Here is a 17,510-nt window from a genome sequence, read left to right on the forward strand (position 1 = left end):
GGCCTGCCTCAGAAGAAATCGACGCTGCCAAGAAACACCTGGCCTTCGCGTTCGCAGCAGCTGTAGGGCCGCCACAGCGCCCAGGCGTAATCGCCTTGCTGCGCCTGTACACGACCTTCGGTGTGGGGGAAGACCGCACAGGTGCGGGAGAGCGTCGGCGTCAGTTCCTGCCACTTGCCCGTCTGCGCATCGCTCTCGACCAGCTCGCCTGCAGGCCAATAGCCGTCCTCGGCGTCAGCGAGCAGGGGTTGGTAGACGTGAATCTGGCCGCTGCGGGTGACGATATCCCCGGCGCGTTGGGCCACCACTGCACCGGCCATGTAGTCGTCGCTCTGGTGCAGGAAACCGCCCCGTGGATAGACGTTGCCCCAGAGGTTGAGGCCAGTGCGACTGCCGATCTCGCGCATGCCGGGGACAAGTGCTTCCGGATAAACCATCTCGGGGATGTTGTAGCGCCACGCGACGGTATCGAGGGTGCTCAACAGGTAAGGCATGAAGGCGGTACCGGCACCCTCGCAGGCGTAGCCGGACGACGACACAAACTGGCCGAACACGTAGCCGCCGGGGTGGCCAATGACGTCAGCGTTCTTGAATTTCGCCAGGTTGTTTTCGTGGTCCTCGTTCGTGGTGCCGTCGCCGCCGGCTTTTGCCGTGGCGTTGGGGCGGCTCATCGACTGCACTTCCACCCAGGGATTCGCGCCAGTGTTCGAGTAGCTGGACACAACCGCGTCGGGTACGTAGTGCCTGACCTTGACCGAGGTTTCCACGGAACAACCGAAGTTCGTACAGAACAGCCAGAAGCAGATTCCGACAACCTTGTATTCCAGGCAGTCCGGCGAAAGCGTCGAGGAGGTGATAGACGACGTGTTGAGCGCGAACGACGGGGTTCCCGTCGCCAGCAGGATGGCGGCGATGCCGGCGCGCAGACGGGGAGAGCGCATCATGGCTGCGTCCTCCAGTGCGCTTCGATGAGCGCAACCGCTTTGGCGACGTCCGGCTCGCCATAAACCACATAATGGCGGTCCACGATCACCGCAGGGATCGTGGTAACGCCCAGGCTCCAGGCATCCACCACGCCTTGGTAAGCCGTGCCAAGGCGCGCCTGTAGAGCGTTGCCGCCGTCTTTCAGTCGCTGCTGCACGAGGGCTGAACCGCGTGCGGGGTCGGCAGGTAGATGGGCACCCAGCTCGGCCTTGATGCGAGCCGGCTGATCCAGCTCGATAAGCCGAACGTCGCTGGTGGCGTGTAACGGGTGCTGGCTATCGGTGACGACGATAATGTCGTCGGCCTGCGCCAGTGGGCCGAGCAGCGCGGCGCAAAGCAGTGGGGGCAGGTAAGGCAGCGGCGCGGGCATGTCGAACTACCGTGAAGTGGGTGGTGCTGGCAGTTGACTTGACGGCAGGGGGCACGACGACAAACAAACGGGAATCGCGGTGCTCCGATTTAATCGCGAGCCGGATAACAGCGCGGGAGCCAGGGGTTACTGAGCCGAGATAAGCAGGCGCGCGGGGCGGCTCGCCCGAGTGGGCGGCCGACCCCGTGCAGGTGGGGAGAGGATTGCACCGCGCGGCGGCGAGGAACTACAGCAGGCCATTCGAGGCGAACGAGTACGGCTCGCCCAGGCCTACGATGAAGTGATCCAGCAACCGCACATCCACGCAGTCCAGCGCACTTTTCAGGCGCTGGGTCAGTCGTTCATCCGCGGATGAGGGGGCGGAGCAGCCTGATGGATGTTGATGAGCCACTATCAGGACCGAGGCGTTATGGATAAGGGCCCGCTGAACAACGACGCGAGGATGAATTTGAGCGGCATCGATGGTGCCCCTGAACAGCGTTTCACAGACGATGAACTGATGCTTTGCGGACAGGAATACGGCGACGAACACTTCGCTGGGTTCCGGCATCAGTTTCAGACGCAGATAGTCGCTGACGGCCTCCGGGTTCAGCAGTTGGGGACCGTTGGTGAATAACCGGCGCTCCAGCAGCTCAATGGCCTGCGCGATGATGCGGTTCTCGTGGTCGAGGACCGATGAAGGACAGGGTTTTGCCAGGGAGTCGATGCGGGCTAGGGATGTGAGCATGGGGTTGACCTCCGTGGAAGAGTTCGGAGGTGTGCCCGTGGAGGGTTTTCCCTCCGTGGACGATGGTGGTGTCGGGATGAACAGGGCATCCGCCATCGCCTTGGCGGTGGCTGTTCGCGTAAGGATGTGGGGCGAACGGGAATGGTCAGCGCGGCAATGCAGCGCCGTAGCCTTGAGGACCGTGGCTACCGACTTGCAACGCCAGTCGAGCGCAGTCGGGCGTGAAGCACGACAAAGAATCGAAAATCGGCGTGTCCGATTTCTCCTGGGCGTCGGCAAAGGTGGTTAGATTCAGAAGCGGTGAGGCCCCATCGGCCGCCGCTGGTGCAGAAACCTGCCTGATGCAGGTACCTGACCAGCAGTACTGAGGTCTGCTTGCGCTAGCAGGAATGGATCTCGTGCCAGCAACGGAGATCTCACTGTCAGGTGGACGGTGAGGGTTCGGTTGCGGCAGTCAAGTTGCTGCCCGACAATCGTGCGATTTTCACCGGAGAAAATGGAATGGAATTTGACTATGAGTAATGAGCTCCCGCTACCGCCGTCCATGGAGTCTCCTACTACGGCTTCGCCAGCAGGGCGTATCAATGCTCTGACTGGTGATCCTGATTTCATGACTTCTCTGGCTCGTGGCTTGGCGGTTATTCATGCCTTTCAGGAGCGCAAGCGTCACTTGACCATCGCTCAGATTAGCCATCGTACAGATATTTCCCGGGCCTCTGTGCGCCGCTGTTTGCATACCTTGATCAAACTTGGATATGTCACCAGCGACGGGCGAACCTACTCGCTGTTGCCCAAGGTGCTCACGCTTGGCCATGCCTATCTATCATCGACGCCGATGGCGATTGCTGCCCAGCCAATTCTCGACCGCATCAGCGAGCAGCTCCACGAGGCCTGTTCCATGGCCACCCTGGATGGCGGTGAGGTTCTCTACATTGCTCGCTCGGCCACTCCGCAGCGACTGATCTCGGTCGATCTCAGCGTCGGTAGCCGGCTGCCGGCCTACTGCACCTCGATGGGACGCATTCTTCTGGCCGGTCTCTGCGACCAAGCCCTAGAGGACTACCTTGCCGGCACCAACCTGCAGGTCAAGACCAGCCGTACCTTGGATACGCCCGAGGGGCTACGGGCGAGCATCGCCGAGATCCGCCAGCAGGGGTGGGTGATAATCGATCAGGAGCTGGAGATGGGGCTGCGTTCGGTAGCCGTGCCGCTCAAGGATTCCGCCGGCCAGGTGTTGGCCGCGCTGAATGTGGGAGTTCATGTTGGAAGGGTCAGTCGCCAGGAGCTGGAGGTACACTTCCTGCCGGTGCTGCTTGAGGCCAGTCAGGAGTTGAGCGCCAAGCTGTTTCATTGAAACTGAAGGGCAATATCTGTTCGATAATCGAACATATGGTCGATTATCGGATTGTTTGCCGGGGAGGGCTACAGTAACTTGGTCATTACGCCTCGTTACTATTAAGAGAACTACCATGGCTGAACTCCTCTCCCTGCGCGAAGCGGTGCAACGCTTCGTCCACGATGGCGACAGCATCGCCCTCGAAGGCTTCACCCACCTGATCCCGACTGCCGCATCCCACGAAATCATCCGTCAAGGCCGCAAGGACCTGACCCTGATCCGCATGACCCCGGATCTGGTCTACGACCTGCTGATCGGTGCCGGTTGCGCCAGGAAATTGGTGTTCTCCTGGGGGGGCAACCCTGGTGTGGGCTCGCTGCACCGCCTGCGCGACGCAGTGGAGAAGGGCTGGCCGCAGCCCCTGGAAATCGAGGAACACAGCCATGCGGATATGGCCAACGCCTATGTCGCCGGTGCCTCCGGCCTGCCGTTCGCGGTGCTGCGCGCCTACGCCGGCTCCGACCTGCCCAAGGTCAATCCGGTGATCAAGTCGGTGACCTGCCCGTTCACCGGCGAAGTGCTGGCTGCGGTGCCCAGCGTGCGCCCGGACGTGACCGTGATCCATGCGCAGAAGGCCGACCGCAAGGGCAACGTACTGATCCAGGGCATCCTCGGCGTGCAGAAGGAGGCAGCCCTGGCGGCCAAGCGCGCCATCGTCACAGTCGAAGAAATCGTCGATGAGCTGAACGCGCCGATGAACGCCTGCGTGCTGCCGGGCTGGGCCTTGAGCGCCGTGTGCCTGGTGCCGGGTGGCGCGCATCCGTCCTACGCCCACGGTTACTACGAGCGCGACAACCGCTTCTACCAGGCCTGGGACGCCATCGCCCGTGATCGCGACAGCTTCCTCGCCTGGATCGATACCTATATCCGTGGCACCGCCGATTTCGCCGCCTATCAAGCCGCGATTGCCCAATCCAAGACTGCGGAGGCCAAATAATGAGCGCCTACAGCACCAATGAAATGATGACCGTGGCCGCCGCGCGCCGCCTCGGCAACAGCGACGTGACCTTCGTCGGCATCGGCCTGCCGTCCAAGGCCGCCAACCTGGCGCGCCTGACCCATGCGCCGGATGTCACCCTGATCTATGAGTCCGGCCCGATCGGGGCCAAGCCCAGCGTGCTGCCGCTGTCCATCGGCGATGGCGAACTGGCCGAGACCGCCGACACCGTGGTGCCCACCGGCGAGATCTTCCGCTACTGGCTGCAGGGCGGGCGCATCGGCGTCGGCTTCCTTGGCGCGGCCCAGGTCGACAAGTTCGGCAATATCAACACCACGGTGATCGGCGACTATCACAATCCGAAAGTGCGCCTACCGGGTGCCGGCGGTGCGCCGGAGATCGCCGGCAGCGCGAAGAAGGTGTTCATCATCCTCAAGCAGGGCTACCGCACCTTCGTCGACAAGCTGGCCTTCATCACCTCGGTCGGCCATGGCGAGGGCGGCGACCACCGCCAGCGTCTGGGCCTGCCGGGGGAGGGGCCGGTGGCGATCATCACCGACCTGTGCATCATGGAGCCGGAAGCCGGCAGCAAGGAGTTCGTGGTCACTTCCATCCATCCTGGGGTGAGCCGCGAGCAGATCATCGAGGCCACCGGCTGGCAGATTCGCTTCGCCGCTCAGGTAGCCGAGACCGAGGCCCCGCAGGCCCATGAACTGGATGCCCTGCGTGCCCTGGAAGCGCGTACCGCCGCGGCCCACGGCCAGGCCGGAGGTGAGGAATGAGCCGCGACGTCTTTATCTGCGACGCCATCCGCACGCCCATTGGTCGCTTTGGCGGCGGCCTGGCAACGGTGCGTGCCGACGATCTGGCCGCCGTGCCGTTAAGGGCGCTGGTCGAGCGTAATCCCGGCCTGGATCTGGCCGCTATCGACGAAGTCTTTATGGGCTGCGCCAACCAGGCCGGCGAGGACAACCGCAACGTCGCGCGCATGGCCCTGCTGTTGGCCGGCCTGCCGGAGACGGTGCCGGGAGTGACCCTCAACCGCCTCTGCGCCTCAGGCATGGACGCGGTGGGCAGCGCCTTCCGTGCCATCGCCAGCGGCGAGATGGAGCTGGCCATCGCCGGCGGCGTCGAGTCGATGTCGCGCGCGCCCTATGTCATGGGCAAGGCCGACACGGCGTTTGGCCGCAACCAGAAGATCGAGGACACTACCATCGGCTGGCGCTTCATCAACCCGCTGATGAAGGCGCAGTACGGCGTGGACGCCATGCCGCAGACCGCCGACAACGTGGCGGACGACTACCGCATCAGTCGCGCCGATCAGGATGCCTTCGCCCTGCGCAGCCAGCAGCGGGCCGGTCGCGCCCAGGCCGAAGGTTTCTTCGCCGAGGAAATCGTCCCGGTGATCATCAAGGGTCGCAAGGGCGACACCATAGTCGACAAGGACGAGCACCTGCGCCCGGATACCACCCCGGATGCCCTGGCCAGGCTCAAACCGGTCAACGGCGAGGGCAAGAGCGTCACCGCCGGCAACGCCTCGGGGGTCAACGACGGCGCGGCCGCGATGATCCTGGCCAGCGCCGAAGCCGTGAAGATCCACGGCCTCACCCCCAGGGCGCGGGTACTGGGCATGGCCAGTGCCGGTGTGGCACCGCGCGTCATGGGTTATGGTCCGGTGCCGGCGGTGCGTAAACTGCTCGACCGCCTGAAAATCAGCATCCACGATTTCGACGTGATCGAACTCAACGAAGCCTTCGCCGCCCAGGGCCTGGCCGTGACCCGCGATCTCGGGCTGGCCGACGACAGTGCCAGGGTCAACCCCAACGGCGGGGCCATCGCCCTGGGCCATCCGCTGGGTGCCAGTGGTACGCGCCTGGTGCAGACGGCCTTGCACCAGTTGGAGAAAAGCGGCGGCCGGCTCGGCCTGGCGACCATGTGTGTGGGCGTCGGCCAGGGTCTGGCGCTGGCCATCGAGCGGGTCTGAACCCCTGCGGCGCGCGCCAATCCGCAGAGTGCGCCGTTCGCACCGCCTGCTAACCTCTGAAGGAGTTTTTCCGTGCCTGTTGTCCACCTCGCCGATGGCGACCTGAACTACCAATTGGATGGCCCGGCTGATGCGCCGGTGCTGCTGCTGTGCAACTCCCTGGGTACCGACCTGCATATGTGGGACGCGCAGCTCCCGGCGTTCGCCGAACGCTTTCGCGTGTTGCGCTACGACACCCGTGGCCACGGTCGCTCGCTGGTCAGCGCGGGTCCCTACAGCATCGAGCAACTGGGCCACGACGTGCTGGCCCTGCTGGATGCGCTGAACATCACCCGGGTGTCTTTCTGTGGGCTGTCGATGGGCGGGCTGATCGGTCAGTGGCTGGCGCTCAACGCGCCCGAGCGTATCCAGCGCCTGGTGCTGTGCAACACCGCGGCGAAGATCGGCAATGCGGATGTGTGGAACCCGCGTATCGACACGGTGCTGGCCGGTGGCGAGCAGGCCATGCGTGACCTGCGCGATGCGTCCGTTTCACGCTGGTTCACCGCCGCATTCGCCAGCGCCGAGCCAGCCAGGGTCGAGCCGGTGGTCGGCATGCTGGCGCTGACCTCGCCCCAGGGCTACGCCGCCAACTGCGCGGCGGTGCGTGATGCCGATTTCAGCGAACAGATCGCCGCCATCGGCGCGCCGACGCTGATCGTCTGCGGCACGGCCGACGCGGTGACCACGCCGGAGCACGGTCGCTTCATGCAGGCGCGCATCGCAGGTGCTGAGCTGGTGGAGTTCGAGGCCGCTCACCTGTCCAACGTGCAGGCCTGCGACGCCTTCAGCCAGAAGGTCTTGGGCTTCCTTCTCGACGGCCTTTGAATTTTCTGTAACGCCAATATGAGGCTATCCAGGCGGGCGTGGTAGATTCCGTGCGATGTTGACAGCGCGATGAGCCAAAGCGTCTCCTGAGCTATGGGGCGCTGAATTGGTACCTGGTTCGAAGAGGTTGCGCGGCACACGATGAACATCGACACCCGAATCAAATTTCGTCATCTGCAGTGCTTCCTCGCGGTGGCGCATCGGGGCAGTCTTGCGCGTGCTTCAGAGACTCTGGCGATCAGCCAGCCGGCGGTATCGAAAACGCTGAAGGAGCTGGAACAATTGCTTGGCGTGGCCCTGTTCGAGCGCAGCAAGAGTGGAGCCGCTCTCACAAGTGCAGGCTTTACCTTCCTTCGCTATGCAGGGCCCAGTGTTCAGGCCCTGCGTGAGGGGGTGCAGAGCCTGAGAAGTGGCGAACTAGAAGGGGGCCTCGTTCGCCTGGGGGTGCTTTCAACGGTTGAGAGTTCTCTGTTGCCTGATGTCGTTCGGGCCCTTCATTCGGAGCATCCAACGCTGGTCGTGAGCGTTGTGACTGGCCCCAGTAGCTACCTGCTGAGCCAACTCCGGATGGGCGATCTCGACCTTGTGGTCGGTCGGATGACGGATAGCCCCCAGATCGAGGGGCTCGCGTTCGAGCATCTCTACAGCGAAGCAATGGTTCTAGTCGTCAGACCACAACATCCTCTGCTGAACGGTTCGGCCGACGCCAGAACGGCGTTGTGTGAATATCCAGCGGTCTTGCCATTGACCGGGACCACGATTCGACGCCACGCGGATAGCTTGTATGTTCAGCTTGGAGTGGGCGCTCCTCGGCAACGCCTGGAGACTCTGTCGGTTGCGCTGAGCCGGCGATATGTCCTTACCAGCAATGCAGTTTGGATTGCTCCGCAGGATGCGGTTCGCCATGACCTTGAGCGGGGAGACCTCGAGGTACTCGATCCGGGCCTTCAGGAACCAGGTGGCTCGGTGGGAATCTGCAGCAATCCGACGGTACCGATGCCCCTGACTGCGCAATGGTGCTGTGAGGCTCTGCGCGCGGCTTCGCAGACCTACCGCGATACGCTCCATCAATAACCTTTTGGTTATGGATGGGGCCTAGCTTTTCATTATTCAATCCGCTTCCTTTCGTCGAGACTTGGCGTCAATCGCCACCAGTGGTGAGGCCCACCCATTCGAACAAGAGGAAACGGGCATGTCCGATACTCCTGACAGCCGCTTTGTGATCCGTGATCGCAACTGGCATCCCAAAGCCTTCACTCCTGACTACAAGACTTCGATCGCTCGTTCACCGCGGCAAGCCTTGGTCAGCATCCCGCAGTCGGTTTCCGAGACCACGGGGCCGGACTTCTCTCATCTGCAGATGGGGCAGTACGACAACGACCTGCTGCTCAACTTCAACTACGGTGGCCTGCCAATCGGTGAGCGAATCATCGTTTCGGGGCGGGTGTTCGATCAGTACGGTAAGCCGATTCCCAATACGTTGGTGGAGATGTGGCAGGCGAATGCCGGTGGTCGCTATCGGCACAAGAATGATCGCTATCTTGCACCACTAGATCCCAATTTCGGTGGGGTAGGAAGAGCCCGCACCAATCAGGATGGGGACTACAGCTTCCGCACCATCAAGCCCGGCCCGTACCCGTGGCGTAATGGTCCGAATGACTGGCGCCCCGCCCACATCCACTTCTCCATCAGCGGCCCATCCATCTCGACCCGCCTGATCACCCAGCTGTACTTCGAGGGCGATCCGCTGATTCCTTTGTGCCCGATCGTGAAGTCGATTGCCAACCCTGAGGCGATTCAAACGCTCATTGCCAAGCTCGACATGAGTGCGGCCAACCCCATGGATTGCTTGGCTTACCGATTCGACATCGTGTTGCGCGGTCAGCGCCGAACCCATTTCGAAAACCGCTGAGGAGACTCCACGATGCCGACTCAATTGCTTCCGGAAACCCCGTCGCAAACCGCAGGACCCTATGTGCACATCGGACTCGCGCTTGCCGCGGCTGGCAATCCCCCACGTCCCCAGGAGATCTGGAACCAACTGGCCAAGCCAGAAGCCCCTGGAGAGCACGTCGTGCTGATAGGTCAAGTGTTCGATGGCAACGGCCACCTGGTTCGCGACTCGTTTCTCGAGTTCTGGCAGGCCGACCACCAAGGGCGTTATGACTCCCACTTCGATCTTGAAAAACCGTTCAACGGATTCGGGCGCACGGCCACGACCTTCGATGCCGGCGAGTGGACGCTGACAACGATCAAACCGGGCGTGGTATTGAACGCAGCAGGGATTCCCATGGCACCCCATATCAACGTTTCCCTGTTCGCTCGAGGTATCAACATTCACCTGCAGACGCGGTTGTATTTCTCCGATGAGCTGGAGGCCAATGCCGCTGACCCGGTGCTGAATCTGATTGAGCAGCCGCAACGGCGTGAGACGCTTGTCGCCCGACGTTGTGAGGTCGAGGGGAAGACGGCCTATCGTTTCGATATTCGGATCCAGGGAGAGGGGGAGACGGTGTTCTTCGATTTCTGAGGAAGTTGTACTGCGCCGATGTCGCTATCACCGCCAAGGAGCTTGCCGATACCAATGAGCACTCAACTCTTCGACGCCTATTTCAGCAGCCCCGCAATGCGGGCCATTTTCAGTGACCAAGGACGCGTGCAGGGAATGCTCGACTTCGAGGCTGCCCTTGCGCGGGCCGAGGCGGAGGTTGGCCTGGTTCCCCCCGAACTGGTGACGGTCATAGAAGGGGCCTGCCGAGCCGAACTCTATGACTACGAGGAGCTGGCAATCGCGATAGGGGTGGCAGGCAACTCTGCAATCCCGCTCATCAAACGACTGGGGCAATACATTGCTGGAACAAACGCTGAGGCAGAGCGCTATGTGCATCTGGGCGCTACAAGCCAGGATGCCATGGATACGGGCTTGGTTCTGCAACTGCGGGATGCGATTGAGCTGCTGGAGGTTGGCCTGCGTTGCCTGGCCAACGACCTGGCCGCCCAGTCCCTGCGCTATGCCTGCACGCCGATGGTTGGTCGTACCTGGCTTCAACATGCCACACCGGTCACCTTGGGAATGAAGATGGCCAGTTTTCTGGGAGCAGTGACACGCCATCGGCAACGGCTGCTCGAGCTGAAACCCAGGCTGCTAGTCCTTCAGTTCGGAGGTGCCTCCGGCAGTCTCGCCGCGCTGGGAGACGATGGGTTTGCTGTCGCGTCGGCGCTTGCGAGAGAGCTTGGGTTGTCGCTTCCTGAGCAGCCCTGGCACACCCAGCGTGATCGTCTGGCCGAACTTGCCTGTTGGCTTGGGCAGCTTGCCGGCAGTCTGGGAAAGCTGGGACGAGATCTGAGTTTGCTGATGCAGACGGAGGTCGGCGAGGTCTTCGAGCCCGCGGCACCTGGCAAGGGTGGCTCGTCTACGATGCCGCACAAGCGGAACCCGGTAGGCGCTGCGGTAATGATAGGCGCGGCGATCCGGACTCCTGGGCTTGTGGCGACCATGCTTTCAGCCATGCCTCACGAGCATGAGCGGAGTCTGGGGCTGTGGCACGCCGAATGGGAGACCCTGCCCGAACTCTGCTGCCTCGTCTCTGGCTCCTTGCACCAGGCTCTGGTGGCCATTGCAGATCTGCAGGTCGATGAGTCTCGAATGGGCGTCAACCTCAATCTCACCCACGGTTTGGTTCTGGCCGAGTCGGTGAGCATCGCATTGGCCCGTCACATCGGGCGGGACGCATCCCACCATCTGGTCGAGCAATGCTGTAAGCGAGCGGTAGAGACAGGGCAAGGCTTACGTGAGGTGTTGGATAGTAGCGAGCAGATCGGCGCGTACCTAGAGCCCGAGGAGCTGAACCGGATACTGGACCCGAGCCAGTATCTTGGCCAGGCCAGCACATGGGTTGAAAGGGCGCTCGCAGAGCATAGGCGTCTCCTGTCCTGACGTGTCACTTCCACTTTGGTTTATGAAGAGCGTGCCTTGGGGCGCTGGCTCACGCATGAGGATTAGATGATGGATGAGAAAGAGCGCTACGCAGCGGGAATGCAAGTGCGTCGAGCGGTTCTTGGCAATGCTCACGTTGATCGCAGCCTGAATAATCTCACTGCTTTCAATGAAGAGTTCCAGGAGATGATCACTCGCCACGCGTGGGGTGATATCTGGACTCGGCCGGGGTTGCCACGCCATACACGCAGCCTGATCACTATTGCGATGCTGATCGGTATGAATCGCGAGGGTGAGTTGCGGCTGCACCTTCGTGCGGCGAAGAACAATGGTGTTACCCGAGATGAAATCAAGGAGCTTTTGATGCAGAGCGCCATTTACTGTGGTATCCCCGCCGCCAACGCGGCGTTCCATCTCGCCGAAGAGTTATGGGAAGAACTGGGGGAGGAGTCCCTCGACCAAGAATGAACCCCTTACTATCTAATAGGCAGGTGCTTCGCCTGTGGAAAGTACCTGGGGGAAGTTCTGCGGAGCGCCCCGAGAGGGCAGGCCGGGTAAAGGCACTGCTCGAAGAGCTACGTGGGCGTATACCGGGAGTACTGCACATCGAGGTTGGCATCGACTATGGCCACTTCGAACAAAGCTGCGACGCGGTACTCGATTCGGAATTCGAGTCGAAGGAGACGTTGAATGCCTATGTGACATATCCCGAGCACTTTCGCGTTCGGGATCTGCTGCTCGGTGTTCGTATCAGCCGCCACCTGCAAGTCCCAGCTGCGTACATCCAGGCCGGTCAGCGGCGAAGTAAAGTCGGTCAGCCGTTCGGCGATTACATGGCGTACGCCCTCTACTGCCTCCAGTGGCCGTCGATGCGCAGCGTCTGCGATTGCACCAAGCCTTCCTGCAGTTCGGTGGCCTTCCGATATGCTCAACGGCAGTATAGACAAGGCGCTGGATCTTTCGCTGCCATGGCCTTGGATGGCGGTAATATGTGCTGCCGCCGCCATATTTCGAGATGACTTTGTACGGCCAACGATAGAGCCGATCCAAGGCGCGATTGAGTTTGAGTGGGTGCCCGATCGGTATCAGCGCTTTCCCGCTATAAGTGACCGGGAGGCGAGGGTGCGCGGCGTGAGCAGCCGCGCAGGCAGAGTGATTTGGTACATTGGCAGTGCTCGGTATTGTCGTTGTGCCTGCGACCGTCGGTAGCGTATTGACAGAGGAGTGGCTTTGGATGCGACTCGTCGAGCACTGGCCTTTGGTTGCTGGTGCTCGACAGATCCGGACTGCAGTTTGTGATTCGGCTATCTGCCAAGAACTGCTTTAGAAGTATTAATAACGAACTCCTTGATTGTGTTAGTTTAACTAGAGGCAAGCCATTTGATAGCCGAACTCCGTAGACCATTGTGTCGCGAGCGATTGGATGATTTGAGTCCGACTAACCGGTGCCGATCCGCCTAGCCACATCATTAATACGTGCTCTGTATAAGTGCCAAGCATAAATAAACGAAGCCTGGCATCTTCAATTTTATGGTTATTGCGCTCCGACCATGAAGGCAGCTGCGAGGAAACTTCCCAGATTCTCTTGAACCACTCTTTCGCGAGTTCAGGCTCAAGGGCAATCGCTTCGTTGGACGCAAGAGCGATAGATCTGCTGTTTTCCCAAAAGCTAACAAGTGATGATACCCAGTTTTCAATATCTGCCATCGATGCCGGAGAAATTCCGTCAAGCTTCAGTAAAAGCGACAGCATTTGCGGCATATAGATTTCTTGCCAGCCTGCCATCAGTGCTTCTGGTTTGCTGCGGAAATGCAGGTAAAACGTAGCGCGCCCGGTTCCAGCATAAGAGGTTATGTTGTCGATAGTTGCACTCTGGTAGCCTTTAGAACTAATTGTCTCCATTGTCGCCTTGACTAGGCGGTCGCGAGTTTCTTGCTGTTGCTCGGCTCTTAGCGTTGCAGGTTTTCTTCGTTCCTTGTTAGTCAAGATGAAAGCTCCTTCAGTTTGTTTTTTTTCGTTCGGCATAAGTCGGTGACATGGCCAAGGAAGGGTCCAGATTTTTCAACTCTTCATGAACAACCTGTCTCAACCAGCTTACCGAAGGCTCCTCTTCCATTCTCTTGTGCCAATGAAGCTTTAGCTCGAACTTTGGAACTTCAACGGGCGGTGGCAGTAATTTGATCTGATTGCTGGCAAACCAAATGCCTAGTGATAACGGTACCGTAGCAATCATGTCTGTACTGGCTATCAGTTGGGGGACGCTCATGAAGTGCGGAACCTCCAAGTGGATGCGTCGATGTAATTTCAGCTCTCTCAAATAGTGTTCAAAAATCTCTTGGCTTCGACCTTCTTGGTTCACCACTAAATGATCTGCACCCAAAAACTGCTCTAGGGTCAGAGAGTCCTTAATCGTTGGATGATCCCTGCGCACAATGCAGGTGAACGAATGGTCGAAGAGATCCTGAGTGCCAATGAAGGTGCCAGAAAGGTCGGGGAAGTAGCCTATGGCAAGGTCAACACCGCCTTGTTCCAGTGCCGTCTCTAGCTGCTGATGTGGTAGGGATACGCATCGAAGATCGGTATGCGGGGCGTCCTCGCCCAGACGCCTTAGGATCGGTGGGACGAAGATAAGCGCTCCGATGTCAGAGGTGCTAATGGTGAAAAGCCTATCGCTATCAGCGGGTCTGAAGGCAGGTTTCGAGAGGATGTCCGTCTTTATCGATTCCAAAACGCCAGAGACGGCTGCCGCAATTGAAAGGGCAAAAGGGGTAGGTCGCATCCCTCGTCCAGTGGACTGAAATAGCGGATCTTCGAAGTAATCACGCAGGCGCCGCAAGCTGGCACTCGCCATAGGCTGGCTCATCCCTAGGCGTCGCGCCGCCGCCGAAAGGTTCTGTTCTCTATTCAGCTCATCCAGCAAAAGCAGCAAATTCAGGTCGAGCCTTCTGATATCCATCTTGCTTATATCTCTTATTGTTTTTTAAGGGATTCTCAACTTCTTGCACATATCGTACGGTATTGCCACATAGGGAATACATGTGCTCGGCAGAGGGAAGGTTGCGAAGCCTTATCGGTCTTGGCTTTTTCTTTCATGTGTTCTGCGCCTCGCATGACGCCGTGAGCGATCAGCTTAAATCATTTCCGAAATTTCGGAAGGTGATTGCTTGAGACATTCAAATGCCAAATATAACTGAGACTGTTGGTGAAATCAATCGTGAATAAAAACAATCAATACGTGCTTTCGCTTGCCTGCCTGGACGCTCCTGGGATTGTTTCTGAGGTTACTACCTACCTCTTCAAGCATGGGGCGAATATAGTTGAAGCAGAACAGTTTAACGATGAGGAAAGTAAAAAGTTCTTCATGCGCGTGGCTGTTGAAATAGATGAGCCCGCAGTGAATGACGTTAAAAACACTTTTTCAGGCGTTGCTGAAAAATACAATGCGGAATGGTGGTTTAGAGCGCGTACTGATCGTAAAAAAGTTGTAATTATGGTGTCTAAGTTTGACCATTGCTTGGGTGACTTGCTTTATCGTCATCGTTTAGGTGAGTTGAATATGGATGTTGTGGGTATTATTTCCAATCACCCCCGCGAGTCGTTAAGTGTAAGTCTGGTTGGCGATATTCCTTTCCATTACTTGCCTGTAACCGCAGAAACCAAGTCTTCGCAAGAGGCGCAGGTCAAGAAGATTGTGACTGAGAGCCAAGCTGATTTAGTGGTGCTGGCTCGGTACATGCAAATTCTTTCTGATGATCTCTCGGTCTTTCTGTCGGGCCGGTGCATCAATATCCACCACAGCTTTTTGCCTGGTTTCAAAGGGGCAAAGCCCTATCACCAAGCTCATACCCGTGGCGTAAAGCTCATCGGGGCAACTGCTCATTTCGTCACTGCCGACCTGGATGAAGGTCCGATCATCGAGCAAGACGTTGAGCGAGTAAGCCATCGAGATTCCGCTGAGGACCTCGTACGCAAAGGGCGAGATATCGAGCGCCGAGTGCTTTCTCGCGCGGTGTTGCTTTTCCTTGAGGATCGACTAATTGCGAACGGTCAGCGAACCGTCGTCTTTGCCGATTGATCACGCCAATAAAAATAAGTCAGGAGTTAATTCATGAGCACTAATGGCATGCGCAAAACGCCAGAAGGGTACTTCACCAGCCGCTGGGGGCAGCCCGAATACACTGACTGGATCGACGAAAGCATGTCCTGGAAACAGACCTGTTCGATTGGTGACTGGTCGTTTCTATGGGAGCGAAAGTTCAAAGGTCCTGATGCGCTCAAGCTCTTCTCTGATACCTCCGTTAATAGCTTTGAGAAATTCGATATCCTGCAATCGAAGCATGTGACCCACACAACTCAAGCCGGGAAGGTGATTGCAGAGGGCATTCTTACTCGTCTTGCTGAGGACGAGTTTCTTCTGTTCGGGCGTGGCACTTTTTGGGTCGACTACGTTCGCCGAAACGGCAACTACAACGTAGTCTCTGAAGCCCAAGATGGATTCAATTTCCAGGTCGCTGGTCCTACCGCTCTTTCGTTGATTGAGCAGGTCTCGGGTCAATCGTTGCGCGACGTGAAATTCATGCACTCCGCTGAGATTGAAATCGCCGGTTGCCGAATGCTGGCTCTGCGTCAGGGCATGTCGGGCGAGATTGGGTTCGAGTTGCAGGGGCCAAAGGCTGATGCCGCCAAGGTCTACGACGCCATTGTTGCGGCTGGGCAGGAATACGGTCTTCGCCGTCTCGGAGGCCGCGCCGTATTTATCAACCACCTTGAAGCCTGTTTCCCGACCATCGTTACGGACTATATGCCAGCGATTTTCGATCCGGAGATGGAGGCCTATCTGAAGGAGTTTCGTTCGGCTATGCCGAGCTTTGCTTCGACCTTCAATGTCGCAGGTAGCTTCGAATCCAACAATATCAGTGACTGGTACCGTAGCCCCGTCGAGCTCGGTTGGGCAAAAACAATCAAGTTTGACCATGAGTTCATTGGCCGAGCTGCGCTGGAAAAGGAAGTCGCCCAGCCGCGTCGTGTCATGCGCACTTTGGTTTGGAATGGTGACGACGTTGCGGCGGTTTACGCGTCGCTGTTCCAGAAGGAGCAAACGCCATTCCAGTACATGGAAATGCCACGAGATCAGCGCGGCTTCATGTACGCAGATCGTGTTCTGCGTAATGGTCGAGATGTTGGCGTTACCACGTCTCGCGGATACAGCTTCTATTTCCGCGAAATGCTCTCGCTCTGCACCATTGATGTGGAGCATGCGGATATCGGCAACGAAGTGAGCGTTATCTGGGGCGACCCAGGCAAACCGCAGAAAGAGATTCGAGCGACAGTAGCGGCCGCTCCCTACAAGCAGGACAACCGGCGCTCAGATCTGAGCAAGGTTTGATAGGGACGAGTCATGACGGCGCAATTGATTGATGGGAAGGCTATTGCCGCCCAGGTCAGACGTGAGGTTGAAGAAGGTGTTGCCGCCTTCGTTGCTGCTGGCCAGCCGGCTCCGGGGCTAGCGGTTGTCCTTGTCGGTGAAGACCCTGCAAGCGAGGTTTACGTAGAGAACAAGGTTCGGCAAACCGAAGCCGTTGGGATGCGCTCGCAGCGTTATGTGCTGCCTGCGAATACCAGTGAAAACGATCTGCTTGCGTTGATTAAGCAGCTCAATAACGACGAATCGGTGAACGGAATCTTGGTGCAGTTCCCGTTACCGCCACAGATCGACGTAGCCAATGTGATCAGTGCGATTGATCCCGGAAAGGATGTCGATGGCTTCAACCCGTTAAACGTCGGTCGTTTGGCCGCTGGGTTAGATGGTGGACTGACGCCCTGTACGCCCTTGGGAGTCATGCGCCTTATACGTTCAGTCCATGAGGATATTGCCGGGTTGGGCGTCTTGGTGGTCGGTGCTTCGAACGTGGTAGGTCGTCCTCTGGCGCGCCTGCTACTTCAAGCGCAGTGCACGGTATCGATCGCTCACATTCGAACGACTGATCTTGAGAAACGCTGCCGTGAAGCGGACATCCTAGTCGTTGCTACAGGTGTTCCTGGACTTATTCGCGGTGACTTCATCAAACCTGGAGCAACGGTCATTGATGTAGGGATCAGCCGTGTGAGGCTCCCTAACGGTAAAGACAAACTTACAGGTGATGTCGCCTTTGAGGAGGCTGTGAAGGTGGCCGGTGCCATTACGCCCGTTCCGGGTGGAGTTGGCCCAATGACCATCGCCTACCTGCTTGCGAATACATTGCAAGCCGCCAAAGCCTCTGCCGGGCTTAGTTAAAACACTTTTAAGTAACACCCCTAGATCTACTAAT

19 protein-coding genes are annotated in these 17,510 nt (G+C 58.7%); 14 read left to right on the forward strand and 5 right to left on the reverse strand.

The window, feature by feature from the left end; genetic code table 11:
* Positions 1 to 8: 8 nt before the first annotated feature.
* The 3 genes from AC1Q6I_RS10990 to AC1Q6I_RS11000 all read right to left on the reverse strand — a co-directional run bounded on the left by AC1Q6I_RS10990 (position 9) and on the right by AC1Q6I_RS11000 (position 2,081).
* Positions 9 to 944: a TIGR03756 family integrating conjugative element protein gene (locus tag AC1Q6I_RS10990; protein WP_102623938.1), complete on the reverse strand. Its 936-nt coding sequence runs from the start codon at positions 942 to 944 to the stop codon at positions 9 to 11.
* Complete coding sequence (locus AC1Q6I_RS10995) at positions 941 to 1,354, reverse strand: TIGR03757 family integrating conjugative element protein (protein ID WP_102623937.1); 414 nt, start codon at positions 1,352 to 1,354, stop codon at positions 941 to 943. The genes AC1Q6I_RS10990 and AC1Q6I_RS10995 overlap by 4 nt, the downstream gene beginning before the upstream one ends.
* Before the next feature lie 226 nt (positions 1,355 to 1,580).
* Positions 1,581 to 2,081 (reverse strand): JAB domain-containing protein, encoded by a 501-nt coding sequence (locus tag AC1Q6I_RS11000; protein ID WP_102623936.1) that lies wholly within the window; start codon positions 2,079 to 2,081, stop codon positions 1,581 to 1,583.
* Positions 2,082 to 2,595: 514 nt separating this feature from the next.
* On the opposite strand from AC1Q6I_RS11000, the gene AC1Q6I_RS11005 reads away from it, so the two are divergent.
* From AC1Q6I_RS11005 to AC1Q6I_RS11055, 11 genes are all read left to right on the forward strand, one after another.
* Positions 2,596 to 3,435, forward strand: coding sequence for an IclR family transcriptional regulator domain-containing protein (locus AC1Q6I_RS11005; protein WP_173903810.1), 840 nt, complete (start codon positions 2,596 to 2,598; stop codon positions 3,433 to 3,435).
* Positions 3,436 to 3,550: 115 nt separating this feature from the next.
* Positions 3,551 to 4,414: a CoA transferase subunit A gene (locus AC1Q6I_RS11010; protein WP_102623934.1), complete on the forward strand. Its 864-nt coding sequence runs from the start codon at positions 3,551 to 3,553 to the stop codon at positions 4,412 to 4,414.
* Positions 4,414 to 5,196, forward strand: coding sequence for a CoA-transferase subunit beta (locus tag AC1Q6I_RS11015; protein ID WP_102623933.1), 783 nt, complete (start codon positions 4,414 to 4,416; stop codon positions 5,194 to 5,196). The genes AC1Q6I_RS11010 and AC1Q6I_RS11015 overlap by 1 nt, the downstream gene beginning before the upstream one ends.
* Positions 5,193 to 6,398: a 3-oxoadipyl-CoA thiolase gene (gene pcaF / locus AC1Q6I_RS11020; RefSeq protein ID WP_102623932.1), complete on the forward strand. Its 1,206-nt coding sequence runs from the start codon at positions 5,193 to 5,195 to the stop codon at positions 6,396 to 6,398. Before AC1Q6I_RS11015 ends, pcaF begins: the two co-directional genes overlap by 4 nt.
* Positions 6,399 to 6,470: 72 nt before the next feature.
* Complete coding sequence (gene pcaD / locus AC1Q6I_RS11025) at positions 6,471 to 7,265, forward strand: 3-oxoadipate enol-lactonase (RefSeq protein WP_102623931.1); 795 nt, start codon at positions 6,471 to 6,473, stop codon at positions 7,263 to 7,265.
* A gap of 141 nt (positions 7,266 to 7,406) precedes the next feature.
* Positions 7,407 to 8,339, forward strand: a complete 933-nt coding sequence (gene pcaQ, locus AC1Q6I_RS11030) for a pca operon transcription factor PcaQ (RefSeq protein ID WP_102623930.1) — start codon at positions 7,407 to 7,409, stop codon at positions 8,337 to 8,339.
* A 118-nt stretch (positions 8,340 to 8,457) separates the two neighbouring features.
* Complete coding sequence (pcaH, locus tag AC1Q6I_RS11035) at positions 8,458 to 9,177, forward strand: protocatechuate 3,4-dioxygenase subunit beta (protein ID WP_102623929.1); 720 nt, start codon at positions 8,458 to 8,460, stop codon at positions 9,175 to 9,177.
* Positions 9,178 to 9,189: 12 nt separating this feature from the next.
* The gene (gene pcaG, locus AC1Q6I_RS11040; protein WP_102623928.1) at positions 9,190 to 9,795 is read left to right on the forward strand and encodes a protocatechuate 3,4-dioxygenase subunit alpha; all 606 of its coding nucleotides are present in this window, start codon (positions 9,190 to 9,192) and stop codon (positions 9,793 to 9,795) included.
* A 54-nt stretch (positions 9,796 to 9,849) separates the two neighbouring features.
* The gene (locus AC1Q6I_RS11045; protein ID WP_102623927.1) at positions 9,850 to 11,202 is read left to right on the forward strand and encodes a 3-carboxy-cis,cis-muconate cycloisomerase; all 1,353 of its coding nucleotides are present in this window, start codon (positions 9,850 to 9,852) and stop codon (positions 11,200 to 11,202) included.
* Between the two features lie 69 nt (positions 11,203 to 11,271).
* Positions 11,272 to 11,670 carry a 4-carboxymuconolactone decarboxylase gene (pcaC, locus tag AC1Q6I_RS11050; RefSeq protein WP_102623966.1) on the forward strand — a complete coding sequence of 133 codons (399 nt, stop codon included), beginning with the start codon at positions 11,272 to 11,274 and terminating at the stop codon, positions 11,668 to 11,670.
* A complete protein-coding gene (locus tag AC1Q6I_RS11055) occupies positions 11,667 to 12,221 on the forward strand; it encodes a Dabb family protein (RefSeq protein WP_207238104.1) in 555 nt (184 codons plus the stop codon). Before pcaC ends, AC1Q6I_RS11055 begins: the two co-directional genes overlap by 4 nt.
* A 346-nt stretch (positions 12,222 to 12,567) precedes the next feature.
* On the opposite strand, the gene AC1Q6I_RS11060 is transcribed toward AC1Q6I_RS11055, so the two are convergent.
* The gene (locus tag AC1Q6I_RS11060; RefSeq protein ID WP_158244423.1) at positions 12,568 to 13,188 is read right to left on the reverse strand and encodes a TetR/AcrR family transcriptional regulator; all 621 of its coding nucleotides are present in this window, start codon (positions 13,186 to 13,188) and stop codon (positions 12,568 to 12,570) included.
* A gap of 13 nt (positions 13,189 to 13,201) precedes the next feature.
* Entirely contained in the window at positions 13,202 to 14,158 is a 957-nt protein-coding gene (locus AC1Q6I_RS11065; protein ID WP_102623925.1) for a LysR family transcriptional regulator, read from the reverse strand.
* A 255-nt stretch (positions 14,159 to 14,413) separates the two neighbouring features.
* Here AC1Q6I_RS11065 and purU point away from each other — a divergent pair, with 255 nt between their 5' ends.
* Genes purU through folD form a run of 3 tightly spaced genes read left to right on the forward strand, consistent with a single transcriptional unit; the run spans position 14,414 to position 17,476 of the window.
* Complete coding sequence (gene purU, locus AC1Q6I_RS11070; protein WP_207238108.1) at positions 14,414 to 15,277, forward strand: formyltetrahydrofolate deformylase; 864 nt, start codon at positions 14,414 to 14,416, stop codon at positions 15,275 to 15,277.
* A gap of 33 nt (positions 15,278 to 15,310) precedes the next feature.
* Positions 15,311 to 16,588 carry an aminomethyltransferase family protein gene (locus AC1Q6I_RS11075; protein WP_102623924.1) on the forward strand — a complete coding sequence of 426 codons (1,278 nt, stop codon included), beginning with the start codon at positions 15,311 to 15,313 and terminating at the stop codon, positions 16,586 to 16,588.
* Positions 16,589 to 16,600: 12 nt separating this feature from the next.
* Entirely contained in the window at positions 16,601 to 17,476 is an 876-nt protein-coding gene (gene folD, locus AC1Q6I_RS11080; protein ID WP_102623923.1) for a bifunctional methylenetetrahydrofolate dehydrogenase/methenyltetrahydrofolate cyclohydrolase FolD, read from the forward strand.
* Positions 17,477 to 17,510 lie beyond the last annotated feature (34 nt).

Source organism: Pseudomonas sp. MPR-R2A5, from assembly GCF_058793055.1.

Bases quoted from the DNA above. Each gene is read 5' to 3' on its own strand.
- AC1Q6I_RS11005 (WP_173903810.1), top strand. From the start codon at position 2,596: ATGAGTAATGAGCTCCCGCTACCGCCGTCCATGGAGTCTCCTACTACG.
- AC1Q6I_RS10995 (WP_102623937.1), bottom strand. From the start codon at position 1,354: ATGCCCGCGCCGCTGCCTTACCTGCCCCCACTGCTTTGCGCCGCGCTG.
- AC1Q6I_RS11075 (WP_102623924.1), top strand. From the start codon at position 15,311: ATGAGCACTAATGGCATGCGCAAAACGCCAGAAGGGTACTTCACCAGC.
- AC1Q6I_RS11055 (WP_207238104.1), top strand. From the start codon at position 11,667: ATGAACCCCTTACTATCTAATAGGCAGGTGCTTCGCCTGTGGAAAGTA.
- pcaH (WP_102623929.1), top strand. From the start codon at position 8,458: ATGTCCGATACTCCTGACAGCCGCTTTGTGATCCGTGATCGCAACTGG.
- AC1Q6I_RS11010 (WP_102623934.1), top strand. From the start codon at position 3,551: ATGGCTGAACTCCTCTCCCTGCGCGAAGCGGTGCAACGCTTCGTCCAC.
- pcaC (WP_102623966.1), top strand. From the start codon at position 11,272: ATGGATGAGAAAGAGCGCTACGCAGCGGGAATGCAAGTGCGTCGAGCG.
- AC1Q6I_RS11015 (WP_102623933.1), top strand. From the start codon at position 4,414: ATGAGCGCCTACAGCACCAATGAAATGATGACCGTGGCCGCCGCGCGC.
- AC1Q6I_RS10990 (WP_102623938.1), bottom strand. From the start codon at position 944: ATGATGCGCTCTCCCCGTCTGCGCGCCGGCATCGCCGCCATCCTGCTG.
- folD (WP_102623923.1), top strand. From the start codon at position 16,601: ATGACGGCGCAATTGATTGATGGGAAGGCTATTGCCGCCCAGGTCAGA.
- AC1Q6I_RS11045 (WP_102623927.1), top strand. From the start codon at position 9,850: ATGAGCACTCAACTCTTCGACGCCTATTTCAGCAGCCCCGCAATGCGG.
- pcaG (WP_102623928.1), top strand. From the start codon at position 9,190: ATGCCGACTCAATTGCTTCCGGAAACCCCGTCGCAAACCGCAGGACCC.
- pcaQ (WP_102623930.1), top strand. From the start codon at position 7,407: ATGAACATCGACACCCGAATCAAATTTCGTCATCTGCAGTGCTTCCTC.
- AC1Q6I_RS11065 (WP_102623925.1), bottom strand. From the start codon at position 14,158: ATGGATATCAGAAGGCTCGACCTGAATTTGCTGCTTTTGCTGGATGAG.
- AC1Q6I_RS11000 (WP_102623936.1), bottom strand. From the start codon at position 2,081: ATGCTCACATCCCTAGCCCGCATCGACTCCCTGGCAAAACCCTGTCCT.
- pcaF (WP_102623932.1), top strand. From the start codon at position 5,193: ATGAGCCGCGACGTCTTTATCTGCGACGCCATCCGCACGCCCATTGGT.